We start from the raw sequence: 16,724 nt of genomic DNA on the forward strand, positions 1-16,724 counted from the left end.
CCCTTCACCCGAGCGAAGGACCGCCAGCATGTCGGTTGTCATGGACAGCGCGCACGAGCGGGACCGTCTGGCCGCGCTGAGTGCGTACGACGTCATGGACACGCCCCCGGAGCGGGACTACGACGACATCGCCGAGCTGGCGGCGAGCCTGTGCGGAACCCCGATCGCCCTGGTCAGCCTGGTCGACAGCGAACGGCAGTGGTTCAAGGCCCGGGTGGGCCTGGAGGCGTGGGAGACCGACCGGGACACCTCTTTCTGCGCCCACGACCTGCACAGCGACGAGATCATGGAGGTTCCCGACGCCCGGGTGGACCGCCGGTTCGTGGACAACCCGCTCGTCACCGGCGACCCGTTCGTCCGGTTCTACGCGGGCGCCCCGCTCATCGGGACGTCGGGGCACCGGCTCGGCGCGCTGTGCGTGATCGACCGCGAGCCCCGGACGCTCACCGCCGCCCAGCGGCAGGGCCTGCAGACCCTCGCCCGGCACGTGGTCACCCAGCTCGAGCTGCGCCGGTACGCCCGCGGCGTCGCGGACGTGCGCCGCCGGCTCTCGGAGGCCGACCAGCTCAAGGACGAGTTCGTCGCGCGCATCACCCACGAGCTGCGGACCCCGCTCACGTCCATCAACGGTTACCTGGAGATCCTCGAGGACGCCGAGATGGTGGCCGGGGCCGGCGCGGCGTTCCTGGAGCGCATCCGGCGCAACTCCGAGCGGCTGATCTCCCTGGTCGACGACATGCTGCTGGCGAGCCAGCTGGCCAACCGGCACATCGCCCTCGAGCGCGCCGACATCGACCTGGCGGCCCTCGCCCGCGCCGCCGGCGCGCAGAACGCCGCGCTCGCCGCGGGCAAGGGCCTGACCGTCGCCACCGACGCCGTGCAGCCGGTGCCCGCCCATGTCGACGCGCGGCGCATCGGCCAGGCGCTGGACCGCCTCATCCTCAACGCGATCAAGTTCACCGATCGCGGGGGCGTGACCGTCGCGGCCGCGGTGCGCGGCGGGCGGCCGGTCCTGGAGGTCCGCGACACCGGCGTCGGCATCGACCCGGCCGACCGCGACCGGGTGCTGGCCCCGTTCCGGCGCGCCGGCGCCGCGGAGCAGGCCGAGGTGCAGGGCAGCGGGCTCGGGCTGAGCATCGTGGCGGCGATCGTGGACGCCCACGGCGGCACCGTGGAGATCGCGGACAACCTGACCGGCGGCACCACCATCACGCTGACCTTCGGCGCCTGACCGCGGGCTACGCTCGGACGGAACCGACGTCCACGGGAAGCGGGTCCGGTGAAGACAGCGGCGGCGATCGCGGCGCTCTGCGGTGCCGCCCTGGCGCTCACCGGCTGTGACGCCGGACCCGCCCCCGACCCGCCGGACCGGTCGTCGCCCGCGCCCGCGCCGTCGCCCTCCGTCCCCGACCTGACGGCCGGAAGCCGGCAGGCCACCGTGCGGCTCTGGTTCCTGAGCAACCAGGACCACTCCGCCGTGGTCGAGCCGACGACGTTGCTGACCGGTGCGCAGTACTGCACCCGCTTCGGCATCCCGTCGTCCGACGACGTCTGCCGCCACGACCGCGTCGACACCGGCAGCAACGTGAAGCTGACGCTGCCGGTCAGCGAGGGCCTCCGGCGGTACGGCTACGGCGACGACGACTTCGCGTGCATCGACGAGAAGACGGCCGAGGGCACCTGCCCGATGACCCCGGCCGAGTTCCAGGTGTGGGCGACCATGAACAGCCCGGCGCCGGCCCGCATCACGACGAAGAACGGACGCATCGTGGAGGTCGCGGCGCTGATGCTGGTCTAGGGCTGCTCACGCCCTCCGGATGACGGCCTTCGAGCCGGAGGCCTTCACGGTGTAGGCCACCGTCTGGTGCGTCCACGGGTTGGTGGCGTGCACCCGGGCGCCGCCGGCGACGTCCTCGACCCGGACCATCGCCGAGCCCGCGCGCCGGTTGGCGGCGCTCGCGAGCGACCGGAGGGCCTTGCGCACCGCGCTCGCCTTGACGGTGTGACCACCCGCCGCGCGGCGCGCCGCGGCGGCGCCGTCGGCGGCGACCTGCTTGACCGTCGTCGGCATGCCCACGTACGCCACGCCGCGGGCCAGGACGACCGAGTTGACCGTCGCCGAGGCGGGCGGGAGGGTCACGTGCTCAGCCCCGTAGGTCACGGTCAGGGTGAGGGTCAGCGAGAGCGAGGGCATCGTGGCCTTGGCTTCGGTGAGGACGCCGGTCGGCCCCACCGCGTACGTGATGGTCACGTCCTCGTCCGGCGCGAAGCTGTAGTCGGCCGAACCGTCGTCGTGGGTCGTGCGGGTGCCGGGGTGGTTCGAGTCGTCGGTCACGATCTTGGCCGGCCGGGCGCCCTTCGCGTCCACGTAGTGGTCGAAGTCCGACGTCGTGTCCGATCGGAAGGAGTAGCGCACCGCCGGACGGTTCATCATCTTGACGGCCGCGCGTTCGACCGTGCTCAGGGACTGGTACGTGCCCTTGTGGTGGACGAGGTACTGAGCTCCGCCCCGGCTGTCCAGCTCCGAGTGCTCGTACACGACACCGGCGGCCGGGTCGAAGACGTACTCCCCGGACGCCGATCCGTTCGGGCCCTTGAGGGCTTCCGTGATCTTCCAGCCGTCCCCGGCCGCGGTCGTCGAGGTGGCCGCCACGGACTTGAGCGCCGTCACCATCTGGGCCGCGGTGAGCGTGGTTGTGATGTCCGCCGCGTACGCGGCGCCGGGCAGGCAGAGGACACCGGCGGTCAGCGACGTGACGGCGGTGAGCGCGGCGAGCCGGATGGAACGAGTCACGGGATACTCCGAGGTAGGCCTATTTCCGAAAAAACGAACATATCGGTCCCCGCGCTCCCGATGTATCGGTCCCGGCGGTGGAGCGGCCGCCGACCCCGGCGGTCCGCGGTGGCCACTCGGCCGGGGGACCGTCGGCTGCCCGGCTCAGATGCACCGCCACCCCGCCGATGGGACCAGCGATGGCCGGCGACGGTGGACGGGTCGAGGACCGGGTGGGTGACCCCGGCCGGCTTCGCGTGCTCCGGGACACCGGGCTGCTCGACGCCGGTGAGCTGCCGGCCCTGGACCGCCTCACCACGCTGGCCGCCCGGCTGCTGGACGCGCCCACGGCACTCGTGTCGCTGGTCGACGCCGACCGGCAGGTGTTCGCCAGCGGCTGCGGCCCGAACGGTGAGCCGCACGGCACGCGTCAGACGCCGTTGTCGCACTCGTACTGCCGGTACGTGGTGGCCGACGACGCCCCGCTGATCGTGCCGGACGCACGGGCCGACGAGCGGCTGCGGGACAACCCGGCGATCAGCGCGTACTCCGCCATCGCGTACGCGGGCATCCCGCTGCACTCGCCGGACGGCCAGGTGCTCGGTTCCCTGTGCGTCACCGACTCCAAGCCGCGGGAATGGACGGACGCGCAGGTGGCGATCCTGCGGGACCTGGCCGCCGCCGCGGAGTCCGAGATCGCCCTGCGGCTGGCGCACGGCGAGCTGCTGCTCTCCTCCGCGCGGTGGCAGGCCGTCCTCGACAGCGCCGCCGACGCCTTCGTGTCCATGGACGTCGACGGCCACGTGACGGCGTGGAACGCCGCCGCGGAGCGGCTGTTCGGCTACTCCATCGCCGAGGCGCTGGGCCGGCAGGTCACCGAGCTGATCGTCCCGGTCCGGCTGCGGGCCGCGCACGAGCAGGGCATGGCACGGGTACGGGCGAGCGGCAGGTCCACACTCGCCGGCCGGCGGCTGGAGCTGGTGGCCGCCGACCGTACCGGGCGCGAGTTCCCGATCGAGATGACGCTGCAGGTCGCCAATGACCGCGACGGCATGGTGTTCCACGCGTTCCTGCACGACATCACGGCCCGCGTCGAGGCCCGCGCCCAGCTGGAACAGGAACGGCAGCGGCTCGCCGACGAGCGGGCCTTCCTGGAGGCGCTGCTCGACAGCCTGGGCACCGGCGTGGCCGCCTGCGACGCCGACGGCACCCTGGCCCTGTTCAACCAGGCACTGCGCGACGTGCTGGGAGCCGAGGAGCAACCGCTGCCGCCCGAGAAGTGGGCGCAGGAGTACGGGATCTACACCGCCGACGGACAGACCCTCATGCCGACCGAGCAGGTGCCGCTGGCGCGCGCGCACGCCGGCGAGCACGTCCGCGGTGAGGAGCTGGTCGTCCGCACGCCCGGCTCCGCGCCGCGCCGGTTCGTCGCCAACGCCCGGCCCATCGCCGCCGACGGCCGCCACGTCGGCGCGGTGGTGGCCCTGCACGACATCACCGACAACTACCGTGCCGAGCTGCTGCGCCGGTGCCGCCACGCCGTCACCCGGGTGCTGTCCGAGGCGACCAGCGCGGAGCAGGCCGCCGCCCGCGCGGTCGCCACCGTCGCCGCCGAGCTGGGCTGGGCCTGTGGCGAGTACTGGCAGGTCGACACGAGGGACCAGCGGATCGTCCGGTTGCACTCCTGGACGGCCCCCGGCGCCGACCTCGCCGACTTCACCAACCCCATGCCGATCGCCTTCTCGCCGGGCGAGGGGCTGCCCGGGAAGGTGTGGTCCCGCAACGCCGAGGTCTGGACCACCGGCCTCCAGGACGGGGTCCTCGCCGGTGGGCGGGCGGCGGCGGCCCGCGCCGCGGGACTGCGTACCGGGATCGGCATACCGGTGGGAACCGGCCGCGGCGTGCTCGGTGTGCTGGCTTTCTTCACCGACACCGACGTGCCCCACGACGCCGACATCGTGGCGATGCTGGACGCGGTCAGCGCGCAGCTGGGCCGGTTCGTGGAACGCCGCCGCGCGGAGGACCTCACCCTGGCCCTGGCCGCGGCTCGCCGCGACTTCGACCGGATCATCGCCCAGGTCAACGACTACCTGTGGACCGTCGAGGTGCTCCCCGATGGCACGGTCGCCTCGGTGTACGCCAGCCCCAACGGTGTCGGCGTGTTCGGCGCGGAACTGCCCACCGGCAGCGACATGGCGACCACCCTCGCGTCCCGCGTCCACCCCGACGACCAGCACCTGTTCGCCGACTTCCACGCGACCGTCGCGTCAGGACAGCCGACCGAGACGGAGGTGCGGGTGCTGGGCTACGACGGCGTCACCCGCTGGGTGTGGACCCGTGCGGTGAGCCGTACCGAGGACGGCCGGCTGTTCGTCGACGGCATCTCCACGAACGTCACCGAGCGCCGGGAGCTCACCGAACAGCGGGAGCAGCTGCTCGCCGCCGAGCAGGAGCAGGTACGCCGGCTGCGCGAGCTCGACCGGATGAAGGACGAGCTGGTGGCCGTCGTCAGCCACGAGCTGCGCAACCCCATCGGCGTCATCCGCGGCTACACCGAGCTGCTCCTCGACGACGCCGACCTGAACGCCGGCTACCGCCGGGAGATCGCCGTCATCGACCGCACCAGCGCCCACCTGCTGCACCTGGTCGAGGACCTCCTCGATCTGGCTCGACTGGACACCGGCCACGCGGCCATCGACGTCAAGCCGCTTCCGCCCGCGCGGCTCATCCGCGAGCTGGTGCAGGCCCATCAGCCGGCAGCCGAGGCGGCCCAGGTGGAGCTCACCGCCACCGTCGGGCGCCTTCCCGTGATCGACGCCGACGCGTCGCGGCTGCGCCAGGTGCTGGACAACCTGCTGTCCAATGCGATCAAGTACACCCCGGCCGGCGGCACGGTCACGCTCACCGCCGAGGGCGACGCCGACCGGATCTCGGTCGTCGTCACGGACACCGGCATCGGCATCCCCGCCGATCAGTACCCCCGGCTGTTCACCCGCTTCTTCCGCGCCAGCACCGCCACCAAGCGCGGCATCAAGGGCACCGGCCTGGGTCTGGCCGTGGCCAAGGCCGTCGTCGAGGCCCACGGCGGCACGATCACCGCGGAACCGGCTCCGGGCAAGGGCACCCGGTTCATCGTGACGCTGCCGTGCCACGCCGGCCCACACCTTCCCGCCGAAGCCTGAGATCCCCGAGCGGTCCGACAAGGACCCCTACGGTGCGGCACGAGCGGACGACGGAACGCTAAGATCCTATCGACATGGGCCTATGCACTCGTCGAGGGAGTCTGATCCGGGCACAGTGACCGACAACAGCGAAGCCGACGAGACCGCACGCGGCCCGGAGAAGTCCATCAAGCGCCGCATCGCCCGTCTCATCCTGGTTCCCGGCGTGGCGGCGCTGGTCCTGTGGCTGGCCACCTCCGCCTACCTCGTCTTTCACGGCTACTACGACCGTGAGGTGGCCAACGGCGTACGGAAGGTGTCGATCCCCGCCGTCAGTACCCTCGCCGCGATCCAGCGCGAGCGCCGCGAGAGCATCAACTACCTCTCGCACGCGGCCAAGGACCTGCCGAAGCTGATCGTCCAGCGCCAGCAGACGGACACGCTGGTGGCGGGGCTGCGGACGGCGGCCGGCTCGGTGCTCAGCCGTGCGCCCCGGCGCATCGACGTGCGGTGGGCGGCGTTCTCCGAGCGCCTGGACCGGCTGCCCGGGATCCGGAGCACCATCGACTCGGGACGCGCGAGCCGGCAGCAGACCTCGGAGTTCTACGACGACCTGATCAACGCGGCGATCGACCTGTTCGACACCCAGGCGCGGGTCGTCCCGGACGCCACGGCCACCCAGGGCGGCATCACGGCGACCGACACGTTCCGCGCCGGCGACCTGATGTCCCGGGCCGGATCGATCATCTCCAGCGCGTTCGGCTCGCGCGGACTGAACGAGCAGGACCACCTGCAGTTCGTCAAGATGGTCGGCGCTTACCACGCCACGCTGGCCGACGCGGTGCCGCACCTGCACCCCGACGCCCGGGCCCAGTACGACCGCATGGTCGCCACGCCCGAGTGGACCTCGCTGGTCGCGGCGGAGAACGGGCTCATCGCCGCCGGACCGTGGAAGACCAGCCCGCCCGGGAGCGTCGCCCTCGGCGCCGGAGAGTGGGACGCGGTCACCAACGCCGTCTCCGAGCAACTCGTGGCGCTCACCGTGACCCAGGCCGACCGGGTCTCCGCCGAGGCGCTCAGCACCGGCAACAAGCAGCTGCTCGCCGCGGCCGTGGGCAGCGCCATCGCCCTGCTCATCGCGGTCGGCGCGATCGTCTCCGCGGTCCGCCAGTCGCAGGTCCTGGTCAACCGGGCGCTGTCGGTACGCCTCGCGCAGCTGGGCCAGGACGCCGAGGCCGTCGTCGACGAGCGCCTGCCGTCCATCATCGACAAGCTGCGCCGCCGGGAGAAGGTGGACCTCGCGCTGGAGCTACCCCATCGCGACTACGGCCGGGACGAGATCGGCCAGCTGGCCACCGTGCTCAACCGCTCGCTGCGCGCGGCCGTCGACGCCGCGGTCGAGGAGGCCACCACCCGGGCCGCCGGCATGGCCATGCTGATGGGTGTGGCCCGGCGCCCCCAGCGTCCGCTGCAGCACGGCCTCAAGGTCATCGAGGAGCTGCAGAACCGGATCGGCGACGAGAGAATCCTCGGCGAGCTGTTCGACATCAACCACCAGCTCACCCAGACCCGCCGCTTCCTGGAGAACCTCATCATCCTGGCCGGCGGGCAGGCCGGGCGCCGGTTCCCCCGCCCGGTCCCGGTCCGCCGGGTGCTGCTGGGCGCCGTCGCCGAGACCCGGCAGTACCAGCGGGTCACGCTGCGCCGCGCCCCGGAGCTCTCGATCAGCGGGCCCGCCATCGCCGGCATCACCCACCTGCTCGCTGAGCTGCTGGACAACGCCCTGGTCTTCTCGCCGCCGGAGTCCGAGGTGTGGATGAGCTGCACGCAGGCGCACAACGGCGTGGTGATCGAGATCGAGGACGCCGGCGTCGGCATGACGCCCGCGGCCATGGACCGGGCGAACACGCTGCTCGCCACCGCGCCCGTACCGGATCTCAGCGGGCTGCGGGGCGGCGCCCAGATCGGCCTCTGGGTCGTCGCCGAGCTGGCCAAGCGCGGCACCATGCAGGTGACGCTGCGCCCCTCCGCGTACGGCGGGGTGCTGGCCGTCGTGCTGCTGCCGGCTAGCGCGCTGGCACCGGGCGAGGACCGCCCGGAGGGCCCGGCCACCATGCCGCCCGCGCAGCGGCCGGCGATCCCGGTCCCGGCCGTCCAGCAACCCACCTGGCCCCTGCCGGAGATCAAGCCGGCCGCCGCGCCACCGGCCGCGGTGGCTGCCGAGCCGCTCCCACCCGTACCGGCCGCGGGACGACCTCCGCTCCCCCAGCGGCGGCCGCAGGAGCACCTCGCGCACCAGCTCAAGGAGGAACCCGGGACGGCGGCCCCGGCGGCCGGACCGGCGCACAGCCCCGAAACGGCCCGCAACCGCCTGGCCAGCTACCAGCAGGGCTGGCGCGCGGGCCGGACCGGCGACATCCCGCGCCCCCGCGGGCACACCGGCGACATCCAGCCGCCGGCCGCCGGCGAATGACAACGCCCCCACCGCAACCGACACAGACGGGAAGTGCCATGGAACCGACCGCGCACAACGACCTCACCTGGATGCTGGACGAGCTGACGGCCGTGGACCAGGTGTTGCACGCGCTCGTGCTGTCCATCGACGGGCTCGTCGTGCAGAAGTCACGGTCGCTGGCGCAGGACGCCGCCGAGCTGCTGGCCGCCGCCGCATCCTCGTTGTACAGCGTCGGCTCCGGGGTCGGCCGCCGCTTCGACGGCGGCCCGGTCGACCAGATCGTCGTCGAGTTCCACGACCGCACCCTCTTCATCGCCTCCGCCGGCGAGAACGCCCGGCTCGCCGTCATCGGGGACCAGGACGTGGACATGGGCACGGTGGCGTACGAGATGGGCCGCCTCGTCACGCGCATCGGCCAGTACCTCGGTGCCGGGCGGCGCACCCTGCACGGGCCCAACGGGACGGACCAGCAGACCCTCAAGGCATCGATCAACGGGCATGCCGGGCTCTGATCATGGACTTCGACGAGCCCGGTCAGCTCGTACCCCTCTATGTCCTGGTCAATGGGCGCACCACGCCGCGCAACGCGGCACTGGACCTGGCCACGCAGGTGGTCGCGCTACCGGCCGACACGAGCGCGCTGGAGCCCGAGTACCGCGAGATCCTGCGGCAGTGCCAGGACTGGATGTCCATCGCTGAGATCTCCGCCTACCTGCGGCGGCCGCTGACCGTGGTGAAGGTGCTGATCGACATCCTGCTCGAGCAGCACTACGTGACCCTCGGGTCGGCCGCCCAGCGGACCGTCTACGACCGCGCGCTGCTGGAGACGCTGCTCGGCGGCCTCCAGCGGCTCTGACCCAGAAACCGAGAGCACTATGGAACGCACATCCGCCAAGGTGGTCATCGCCGGTGGTTTCGGCGCCGGCAAGACCACCCTGGTCGGCGCGGTCAGCGAGGTTCCCCCGCTGACCACCGAGGAGGTCATGACCGAGGCGAGCGTCGGCGTGGACGACCTCGCCGGGCTGGAGGCGAAGACCCGCACCACGGTCGCGCTCGACTTCGGCCGGATCACCATCACCGGCGACGTGGTCCTCTACCTGTTCGGCACGCCGGGGCAGGACCGGTTCTGGTTCATGTGGGACGAGCTGGCGCAGGGTGCCCTGGGCGCGGTGGTGCTGGTCGACACGCGCCGGCTGCCCGCCAGCTTCGCCTCGGTGGACTACTTCGAGCGGCGGGGCATCCCGTTCGTCGTCGCGGTGAACGCGTTCTACGGCGAGTGCGCGTACACCGACGACGAGATCCGGTCGGCGCTGCAGCTCAAGCCGGAGGTCCCGCTCGCCCGCTGCGACGCCCGCCGGCGCGACTCCGCCCTCGCGGTGCTCATCGGGCTGCTGCGGCACGTCCTCTCCGGGCTGCCCGCGGCGCCACCGGTTCCAGCCGTACCTTGAAATGCCGCAGCAACCGGGGAGCCGAGACGATCCGATAGCCCGGAACCCGTCCCGGCTCCTTGGCGATCTCCGCCAGCGTCGCGGCCACGTGGTCCAGGTGCGCGTCGGTGTACACCCGCCGGGGAATCGCCAGCCGCACCAGCTCGAACGGCGCCGGGCGGACCAGGCGGTGCCTGCCGTCGAGCTCGCCGAGGTAGAGCGAGCCCAGCTCGGCGCAGCGGATGCCGCCGCGCAGGTAGAGCTCGCTCGCCAGGGCGTGCCCGGGGAACCGGGCCGGCTCCAGGTGGGTCAGCAGGCGGCCGGCGTTGAGGTAGAGCGCGTGGATGCCGGCCGGCTGCACGGTGTCCACTCCCGCCTCGTTGATCAGCCGGGCCAGGCGTTCGGTGGCCGCCGCCCGCGAGCCCAGATAGCCCGCGTCGACCACCTCCCGCAGGCCCTGGGCGATCCGCTCGAGGTCGTGCCCGGCCAGGCCGCCGTACGTGGAGAAGCCCTCGGTCGCGATGAGGTTCGCCTCGCAGGCCGCGTACACCTGCGGGTCCCGCAAGGCTATGACGCCGCCGACCGGGGCGAGCCCGTCCTTCTTGAGGCTGATCATGCAGCCGTCGGCCAGCTGGAAGGCGTGGGTGGCGATCCGCCGCGGTGTCCAGTCGCCGTAGCCGGGCTCGCGCTCACGGACCAGCCAGGCGTTCTCGGCGAAGCGGGCCGCGTCCAGCCAGAACGGCACCTTGTGGCGCCGGCACAGCTCGGCGACGGCGCTCAGGTTGGCCATCGACACCGGCTGGGCGCCGAGCCCGTTGTTGGTGATGGTCATCAGCACGAGGCCGACCCGGTCGCCGTCCGGTCCGGTCAGCGTCTGCTCCAGCGCGGCCAGGTCGATGTCGCCCTTGAACGGCTCCTGGCTGTCCAGGTCGAGCGCCTGCGGGCAGGGCAGGTCACGGGCCTGCGCCCCGGCGAGCACCACGTTGGCGTGAGTGGTGTCGAAGTGGGTGTTGCTCAGGCAGATCCGTCCCGGCCCCAGCAGCGTGGAGAAGACGATGCGCTCCGCGGCCCGGCCCTGGTGCACCGGCAGGACATGGTCGAACCCGGTCAGGTCGCGGACCTCGTCGCGGAAGCGGAACCAGCTGCGGGCGCCGGCGTACGACTCGTCGCCGCGGGCGGCACCGGCCTCCTGAGCGGACGACGTCGCGCCGGTGCCCGAGTCGCTGAGCAGATCCACCGTGATCTGGTCCGCCCGCAGGTCGAACGGGTTGTATCCCGCGGCCGCGAAGGCCTCGCGCCGCTGCCCGGCATCCAGGAAGGGAATCGGTTCCACCACCTTGATCCGGTACGGCGGCAGCGACGCGAACGGTTCCACGGGCACGACTTCCTCCTACTGTGCGGCGATCCGCCGGGGCACCGGGGCACTCACGCGATATGCCTCGGACGACAGGTAGACGCTGACTCCGGGCCGAGGCCGGCCCAGCCGCAGCGACACGTGCGCGAGCAGCCCCACGCCGTCCTCGAGCGGGCGCCGGGTCAGCGCGGCGACGGCGGCGGCGAGGCCGGCCGGGTCGAAGCCGTGCCGCGCCAGCAGCGTGCAGGCGCGGTCGTACGCCTCCCGGTCGTCGGCCACGTAGCTGCGGATCGGCACGTACACGCTGTAGCCGACCGGTCGTGCCGCGCCGGACGTGAACGTGTAGCTGCTGAGGATCGGCCGCCGGACGTACGGCCCTGCCGACCCGGCTGCCAGTTCGCAGAAGGCGGTGACCTCGGCGGGGTCGATGCCCGGCACCACGGCGGCGGCGCCGGCCACCTCGTCGAGGCGGGCGCCGTGCTGCGCCACGTACAGCTTGATCCGCGCCGTGCCCGCATCCTCGAGGTCCAGGGCGAAGAAGGTCAGGCGGTCGGCCGGTCGCAGCACCCGCTCGACGACCCGGTAGGCCGGCCCGGCGCCGAGGCGGTCGAGCGCCTCGCGAACCACCTGTCGGGAGGCGGCGACGCCGTGGATCTCCGGATTGAGGTAGACCTTGAACTCGGGCACGTCCCGCAGGATCAGCGAGTGCCACATGCCGAACAGCCCCTGCGGCCGCTCGGTGGTGAACAGGTCGCGGACCTGCTCGAGGCGCGACAGGCAGAGCTTGTGCCGCCCGGACTGCCGGTGCAGGAACGCCAGGGCGGGCGTCAGGTCCGCGACGCGCGCCGGGTCGGCGACCGCCGCCTCGGCGAGCAGGCGCAGCACGGGCGGGCCGCCGCGGTCGAAGGCCACCGAGAACTCCACGGGGCTGTGGTCGTCCGCGACGTCCGAGGGCCAGCCGGGGCCGGCCGCGAGCGCCCGTGGCCCCGCATCGCCCAGCACGTCGGCGACCAGGCGCACCGGCTCGGCGGGGGCCGTCCCGGTGACCCGGCAGAGGCGTACCAGCTGCTCCGCGACATGCGCGACGAGTGACTCGGGCGGCACCCGTACCCTCCCGTCCAGAACCCGGGGCACCCACCCCGCGCGATCATTAAAATCGGACAACATCAATAAGTAAAGAGCGAGCGTACGGCGATCACGGCGGGGTAATACCGGCCCATGGCTGACCGGATCGTGGACCCCTGGGGCGACCGCACCCCGTACGGGCCGGATGAGCAGTGGCCGTCACGGGTCGACGAGCACGTCGAGGCCCAGGACGTCGACCGGTGGGTGCAGTCGGCGTCGATCCTGCACTCGAACGGCGACGCCATGGACATCGCCGTCAAGGACGGTCGCATCGTCGGCGTCCGCGGCCGCGCGGCCGACCGGGTGAACCGCGGCCGCCTCGACCCCAAGGACCTGTACGGCTGGCAGGCCAACACCAGCCCCGACCGGCTCACCCGGCCGCTGGTCCGGCAGGACGGCCGCCTGACCGAGACCGACTGGGACACGGCGATGGACCGGATCGTCGCCCGCTCCCGGGAGCTGCTCCGGGGCCCCGGCGGCTGGGGCCACTTCGGCTTCTACACCAGCGGCCAGCTGTTCCTGGAGGACTACTACACTCTCGGGGTCATCGGAAAAGCCGGCATCGGTACGCCGCACATGGACGGCAACACCCGGCTGTGCACCGCCACCTCCGCCGCGGCGCTCAAGGCGAGCTTCGGCGCGGACGGGCAACCCGGCTCGTACGCCGACGTCGACCACTGCGACGCGATCGCCCTGTGGGGCCACAACGTCGCCGAGACCCAGACCGTCCTCTGGATGCGGATGCTCGACCGGCGGCACGGGCCGAACCCGCCCGCGATGCTCGCCGTCGACCCGCGCACCACGCCGGTGGCCCGCGAGGCGGACGTGCACCTGGCCGTGCGCGCCGGCACCAACCTGGCGCTGGTCAACGGCCTCCTCCGGGAGCTCCTCCACCGCGGGTGGTACGACCAGGCCTACGTCGACGCCCACACGCTGGGCTTCGAGGAGCTGCAGAAGACCGTCGACGCCTACCCCGTCCGGCGGGTGGCCGAGATCTGCGACGTCAAGGCCGCCGACGTCGAACGCGCCGCCGAGCTGCTCGGCACCTCCCAGCGCCTGCTCTCCACCGTCCTGCAGGGCTTCTACCAGTCGAACCAGGCCACCGCCGCGGCCTGCGCGGTCAACAACATCCACCTGGTCCGCGGAATGATCGGCCGGCCCGGCGCCGGGATCCTGCAGATGAACGGACAGCCCACCGCGGAGAACACCCGCGAGGCCGGCGCCGACGGCGACCTCCCCGGCTTCCGCAACTGGGACAACCCCGAGCACATCCGCGAGCTGGCCGAACTGTGGAACGTCGACGAGGCGACCATCCCCCACTGGTCCCCGCCGACCCACGCCATGCAGATCTGGCGGTACGCCGAACAGGGCTCCATCAAGCTGCTCTGGATCTCCGCCACGAACCCCGCGGTGTCCCTGCCCGAGCTCGCCCGCATCCGCCGGATCCTCGCCAAGGAGGACCTGTTCGTCGTCGTCCAGGACCTCTTCCTCACCGAGACCGCGGAGCTGGCGGACGTGGTGCTGCCGGCCGCGACGTGGGGCGAGAAGCTCGGCACCTTCACCAACGCCGACCGCACCGTGCACCTGTCGGAGAAGGCCGTCGACCCGCCCGGCGAGGCCCGCGCCGACCTCGACATCTTCCTCGACTACGCCCGCCGGATGGACTTCCGCGACCGCGACGGCGCCCCGCTCATCGGCTGGACCGGCCCCGAGGAGGCGTTCGAGGCGTGGAAGCGGTGCTCGGCCGGCCGCCCCTGCGACTACACCGGGCTAACCTACGACAAGCTGCGCGGCGGCAGCGGCATCCAATGGCCGTGCACCACGGACGCCCCGGAGGGCACCGAACGCCTCTACACCGACGCGACGTTCGCCACCGACCCCGACTACTGCGAGACGTACGGCCACGACCTGACGACCGGCGCCGAGTTCACCGCCGACGACTACCGCGCCAAGGAGCCGGGCGGCCGGGCTTTCCTACACGCCACCGACTACCAGCCCTCCCCCGAGGTGCCCGACGACGAGTACCCCCTGCTGCTGACCACCGGCCGCACGGTCTACCACTTCCACACCCGCACGAAGACCGCCCGCGCGCCGCAGCTCGACGCCGCCGCCCCGGACGTCTGGGTCGAGCTGCACCCGGAGGACGCCGCCCGGGCGGGCATCGAGGAGGGCGACCTCGTAGGCGTCGCCTCCCGGCGCGGCGGCATCGAGGCCCGCGCCCGGATCACCGGCATCCGCCCCGGCGTGATCTTCGTGCCGTTCCACTACGGCTACTTCGACGTGAGCCCCGAGGACCGGACCCCCCGCGCGGCCAACGAGCTCACCCTCACGGCGTGGGACCCGGTCTCGAAACAGCCCCTGTTCAAGGTGGCCGCCGTCCGCGTCGCCAAGCTCGCCGGCAGGGAGTGACCATGCACCTCGCCCATTACCTCGGCCTGCTGCACCGGGCCCAGCTCAACCTCGCGGAAGCGTTCCGGCAGGTCGCCGACGCGCACCAGGCCGAGCCCGACATCCATCACCTCTGCAGCCGGCAGGCTGAGCTGTGCGACGAGCAGGCCAGGCGGCTGCGCCCGTTCGCCGAGCGGTACGCCGAGGAGGCCCCCGAGGAACCCGACCGGCTGCACTCCGAGCTGTTCAGAGGCACCCGCACCGGAGGCATCGGACTGCTGCGCGACCTGCAGGACCTCTACCTGATGGCCACCGAGTGCGACATCTGCTGGACGGTCATCGGCCAGGCCGCGTACGGCGCCCGGGACCGCGAGCTGAGCGACGTCGTCAGCGCGAGCGAAGGGGAGACCGCCGTCCAGCTGGCCTGGTTGCGTACCAGAATGAAGCAGGCGGCCCCCCAAGCGCTCGTGGTGGCCGATTGACGAAGCCCTACTTGGCCCAGAAAACGTAGACGGCGCCGTAGGGCACGGCGGTCGTGGACCCGTCCGTGCACGCGCCGGCCGGAGCGACCCCGCCCGACGTGTAGAGCCGGTTGATGAAGGCCGCCTTGCTGAGGATCCCCTTGCCCGAGTGGCTGTCCACGGTCAGCAGCAGCTCGGGAATCGTCCCCGACCGCGGGCTCTCCGCCGTCTTCTTCGCCGTGACCAGCGACCCGTCCCGCTCCGACTGCCAGCTCGGACCGGCGAAGTGGTGGATCTTCCCGCCGGTGCCGACCAGCTGAGCCTCCGGCGTCGACGGACCGGTGAAGACCCCGCCCGTGCACTTGTACGTCTGCGTCCCGCTCGTCACGAGGTACGCGCCCAGCGGCCGCGCCCCGGCAGGCGGCTTGATCGCCGCCGGAATGCCCGGAATGGCGACCTGCCGGGCATCCGGCCCGCTGGCGGCAGGCGCGGCCACCTCCGCCGCGGACGCCTGATAGGTCACCGCCCCGACGGCGGCCACGACGCCGGCCATGCCGACGACCGCAAGCGCACGAACCCGGGAACGCGACGTGCTGAGCATGAGCAACTCCTCCGTTTTGCGCGGCAGGGACCTGCCGTCCACAATCGGGAGACACGGAGGGCGCACGGCAACAGATGAAGATCAGTGCGATCGTTGCCTCTTCGTACCACCGGCATTGAATGATCGGCCACATCCCCATCGACTGTCATCGACTCGCTTGACAGCGGCAAGCGTGCTGGTGGAAGCCGGCGCCCAGCGCTGGGCCGGGCGCCGACCGCCGTGCTGGGTGACGGCGGTTCGGTGCTCCTCGCGTACCGGAGAAGGGGTGAGGGTGACGCTCTCGTCCTGGCCCGCTCCGCGGACGGGGTTGCCTTCACCGCCGTGACCGAGCTGACCGCCGCCGAGCTGGGCGTCACCATGGTGGAACGCGCAGCGCTCGTGCGCGCCGGTTCCGTCTGGCGGCTTTACGTCTCGTGCGCGGGCCCAGGCGACCGATCCTGGTGGATCGGCCTGCTGGAGGCTCCCCGGCCGGAGGACTTCCGGGCCGCCGAGCCGCGCGAGATCACCTTCGGCGGCCCGCTCGAGGCGGTGAAGGATCCGATCGTTCACTGGTTCGAACGCTGCGGCCGAGCAGTCCCCCGAGGCACCGGTCCAGCACTGACAGCAGTCGGCACGCAACCCCTCGCGGACATCCGCTACCTCGACATCCTCACCCTCCCCAACGGCACCCAACGCGCATACTTCGAAGCCCGCCGCCCCGACGGCCCCCACGAGCTGCGCAGCGCCGCCGTCCTCAGTGATTCGGAGCACCGACCGGCGGACGCACTCGAGCAACCGGCGCGGTACGTCCGCCTGACCACCACCGACCCGGGCCGGCCCGACCAACCCGCCCACCGCAACCCCAGCGCGGCAGCCAGACCCCCCACCGCAAGGTGACCGCCAACCCCAGCACGCACGCACCAGCGAGCAACCACGACCCACCCGCAACGTGACACCACCCAAGGTTGGGGGCCGGGGGTGACCAAGACGGCATAAAACG

At 72.4% G+C, this 16,724-nt stretch carries 14 protein-coding genes; 10 read left to right on the top strand and 4 right to left on the bottom strand.

From position 1 onward, the window contains the following. Window positions 1-28: 28 nt before the first annotated feature. Both AB0J80_RS35480 and AB0J80_RS35485 read left to right on the top strand, forming a co-directional pair. Entirely contained in the window at window positions 29-1,231 is a 1,203-nt protein-coding gene (locus AB0J80_RS35480) for a GAF domain-containing sensor histidine kinase (RefSeq protein ID WP_364713845.1), read from the top strand. Between the two features lie 48 nt (window positions 1,232-1,279). Next, a complete protein-coding gene (locus AB0J80_RS35485; RefSeq protein ID WP_364713847.1) occupies window positions 1,280-1,798 on the top strand; it encodes a hypothetical protein in 519 nt (172 codons plus the stop codon). A 6-nt stretch (window positions 1,799-1,804) separates the two neighbouring features. Here AB0J80_RS35485 and AB0J80_RS35490 read toward each other — a convergent pair whose 3' ends face one another. Beyond that, complete coding sequence (locus AB0J80_RS35490) at window positions 1,805-2,794, bottom strand: hypothetical protein (protein ID WP_364713849.1); 990 nt, start codon at window positions 2,792-2,794, stop codon at window positions 1,805-1,807. A gap of 179 nt (window positions 2,795-2,973) precedes the next feature. Between AB0J80_RS35490 and AB0J80_RS35495 the strand changes: the two genes are divergently transcribed. From AB0J80_RS35495 to AB0J80_RS35515, 5 genes are all read left to right on the top strand, one after another. Next, window positions 2,974-5,955 (top strand): ATP-binding protein, encoded by a 2,982-nt coding sequence (locus AB0J80_RS35495; RefSeq protein ID WP_364713850.1) that lies wholly within the window; start codon window positions 2,974-2,976, stop codon window positions 5,953-5,955. A gap of 115 nt (window positions 5,956-6,070) precedes the next feature. Beyond that, window positions 6,071-8,407 carry a nitrate- and nitrite sensing domain-containing protein gene (locus AB0J80_RS35500; RefSeq protein WP_364713851.1) on the top strand — a complete coding sequence of 779 codons (2,337 nt, stop codon included), beginning with the start codon at window positions 6,071-6,073 and terminating at the stop codon, window positions 8,405-8,407. 38 nt (window positions 8,408-8,445) lie between these two features. Beyond that, window positions 8,446-8,901, top strand: coding sequence for a roadblock/LC7 domain-containing protein (locus tag AB0J80_RS35505; RefSeq protein WP_364713852.1), 456 nt, complete (start codon window positions 8,446-8,448; stop codon window positions 8,899-8,901). Window positions 8,902-8,903: 2 nt separating this feature from the next. Continuing rightward, complete coding sequence (locus tag AB0J80_RS35510) at window positions 8,904-9,245, top strand: DUF742 domain-containing protein (protein ID WP_364713854.1); 342 nt, start codon at window positions 8,904-8,906, stop codon at window positions 9,243-9,245. 19 nt (window positions 9,246-9,264) lie between these two features. Beyond that, window positions 9,265-9,837, top strand: coding sequence for an ATP/GTP-binding protein (locus tag AB0J80_RS35515; RefSeq protein ID WP_364713856.1), 573 nt, complete (start codon window positions 9,265-9,267; stop codon window positions 9,835-9,837). Here AB0J80_RS35515 and AB0J80_RS35520 read toward each other — a convergent pair. Continuing rightward, entirely contained in the window at window positions 9,770-11,197 is a 1,428-nt protein-coding gene (locus AB0J80_RS35520) for a tryptophanase (protein ID WP_364713858.1), read from the bottom strand. The two genes, AB0J80_RS35515 and AB0J80_RS35520, sit on opposite strands and share 68 nt — an antisense overlap. 9 nt (window positions 11,198-11,206) lie before the next feature. Then, window positions 11,207-12,274 carry a tryptophan dimethylallyltransferase family protein gene (locus tag AB0J80_RS35525; protein WP_364713860.1) on the bottom strand — a complete coding sequence of 356 codons (1,068 nt, stop codon included), beginning with the start codon at window positions 12,272-12,274 and terminating at the stop codon, window positions 11,207-11,209. A gap of 114 nt (window positions 12,275-12,388) precedes the next feature. Between AB0J80_RS35525 and AB0J80_RS35530 the strand changes: the two genes are divergently transcribed. Together AB0J80_RS35530 and AB0J80_RS35535 are read left to right on the top strand one after the other, a co-directional pair. Then, complete coding sequence (locus tag AB0J80_RS35530; protein WP_364713861.1) at window positions 12,389-14,704, top strand: nitrate reductase; 2,316 nt, start codon at window positions 12,389-12,391, stop codon at window positions 14,702-14,704. A gap of 2 nt (window positions 14,705-14,706) precedes the next feature. Beyond that, on the top strand, window positions 14,707-15,165 hold the full coding sequence (locus tag AB0J80_RS35535) for a hypothetical protein (RefSeq protein ID WP_364713863.1): 459 nt from the start codon (window positions 14,707-14,709) through the stop codon (window positions 15,163-15,165). A 7-nt stretch (window positions 15,166-15,172) separates the two neighbouring features. Here AB0J80_RS35535 and AB0J80_RS35540 read toward each other — a convergent pair whose 3' ends face one another. Beyond that, a complete protein-coding gene (locus tag AB0J80_RS35540) occupies window positions 15,173-15,745 on the bottom strand; it encodes a DUF3455 domain-containing protein (RefSeq protein ID WP_364713865.1) in 573 nt (190 codons plus the stop codon). 240 nt (window positions 15,746-15,985) lie between these two features. On the opposite strand from AB0J80_RS35540, the gene AB0J80_RS35545 reads away from it, so the two are divergent. Further along, entirely contained in the window at window positions 15,986-16,621 is a 636-nt protein-coding gene (locus AB0J80_RS35545) for a hypothetical protein (protein ID WP_364713867.1), read from the top strand. The last annotated feature ends 103 nt before the right edge of the window (window positions 16,622-16,724 follow it).

Source organism: Actinoplanes sp. NPDC049548 (assembly GCF_040676695.1).
Lineage (GTDB): Bacteria > Actinomycetota > Actinomycetes > Mycobacteriales > Micromonosporaceae > Actinoplanes.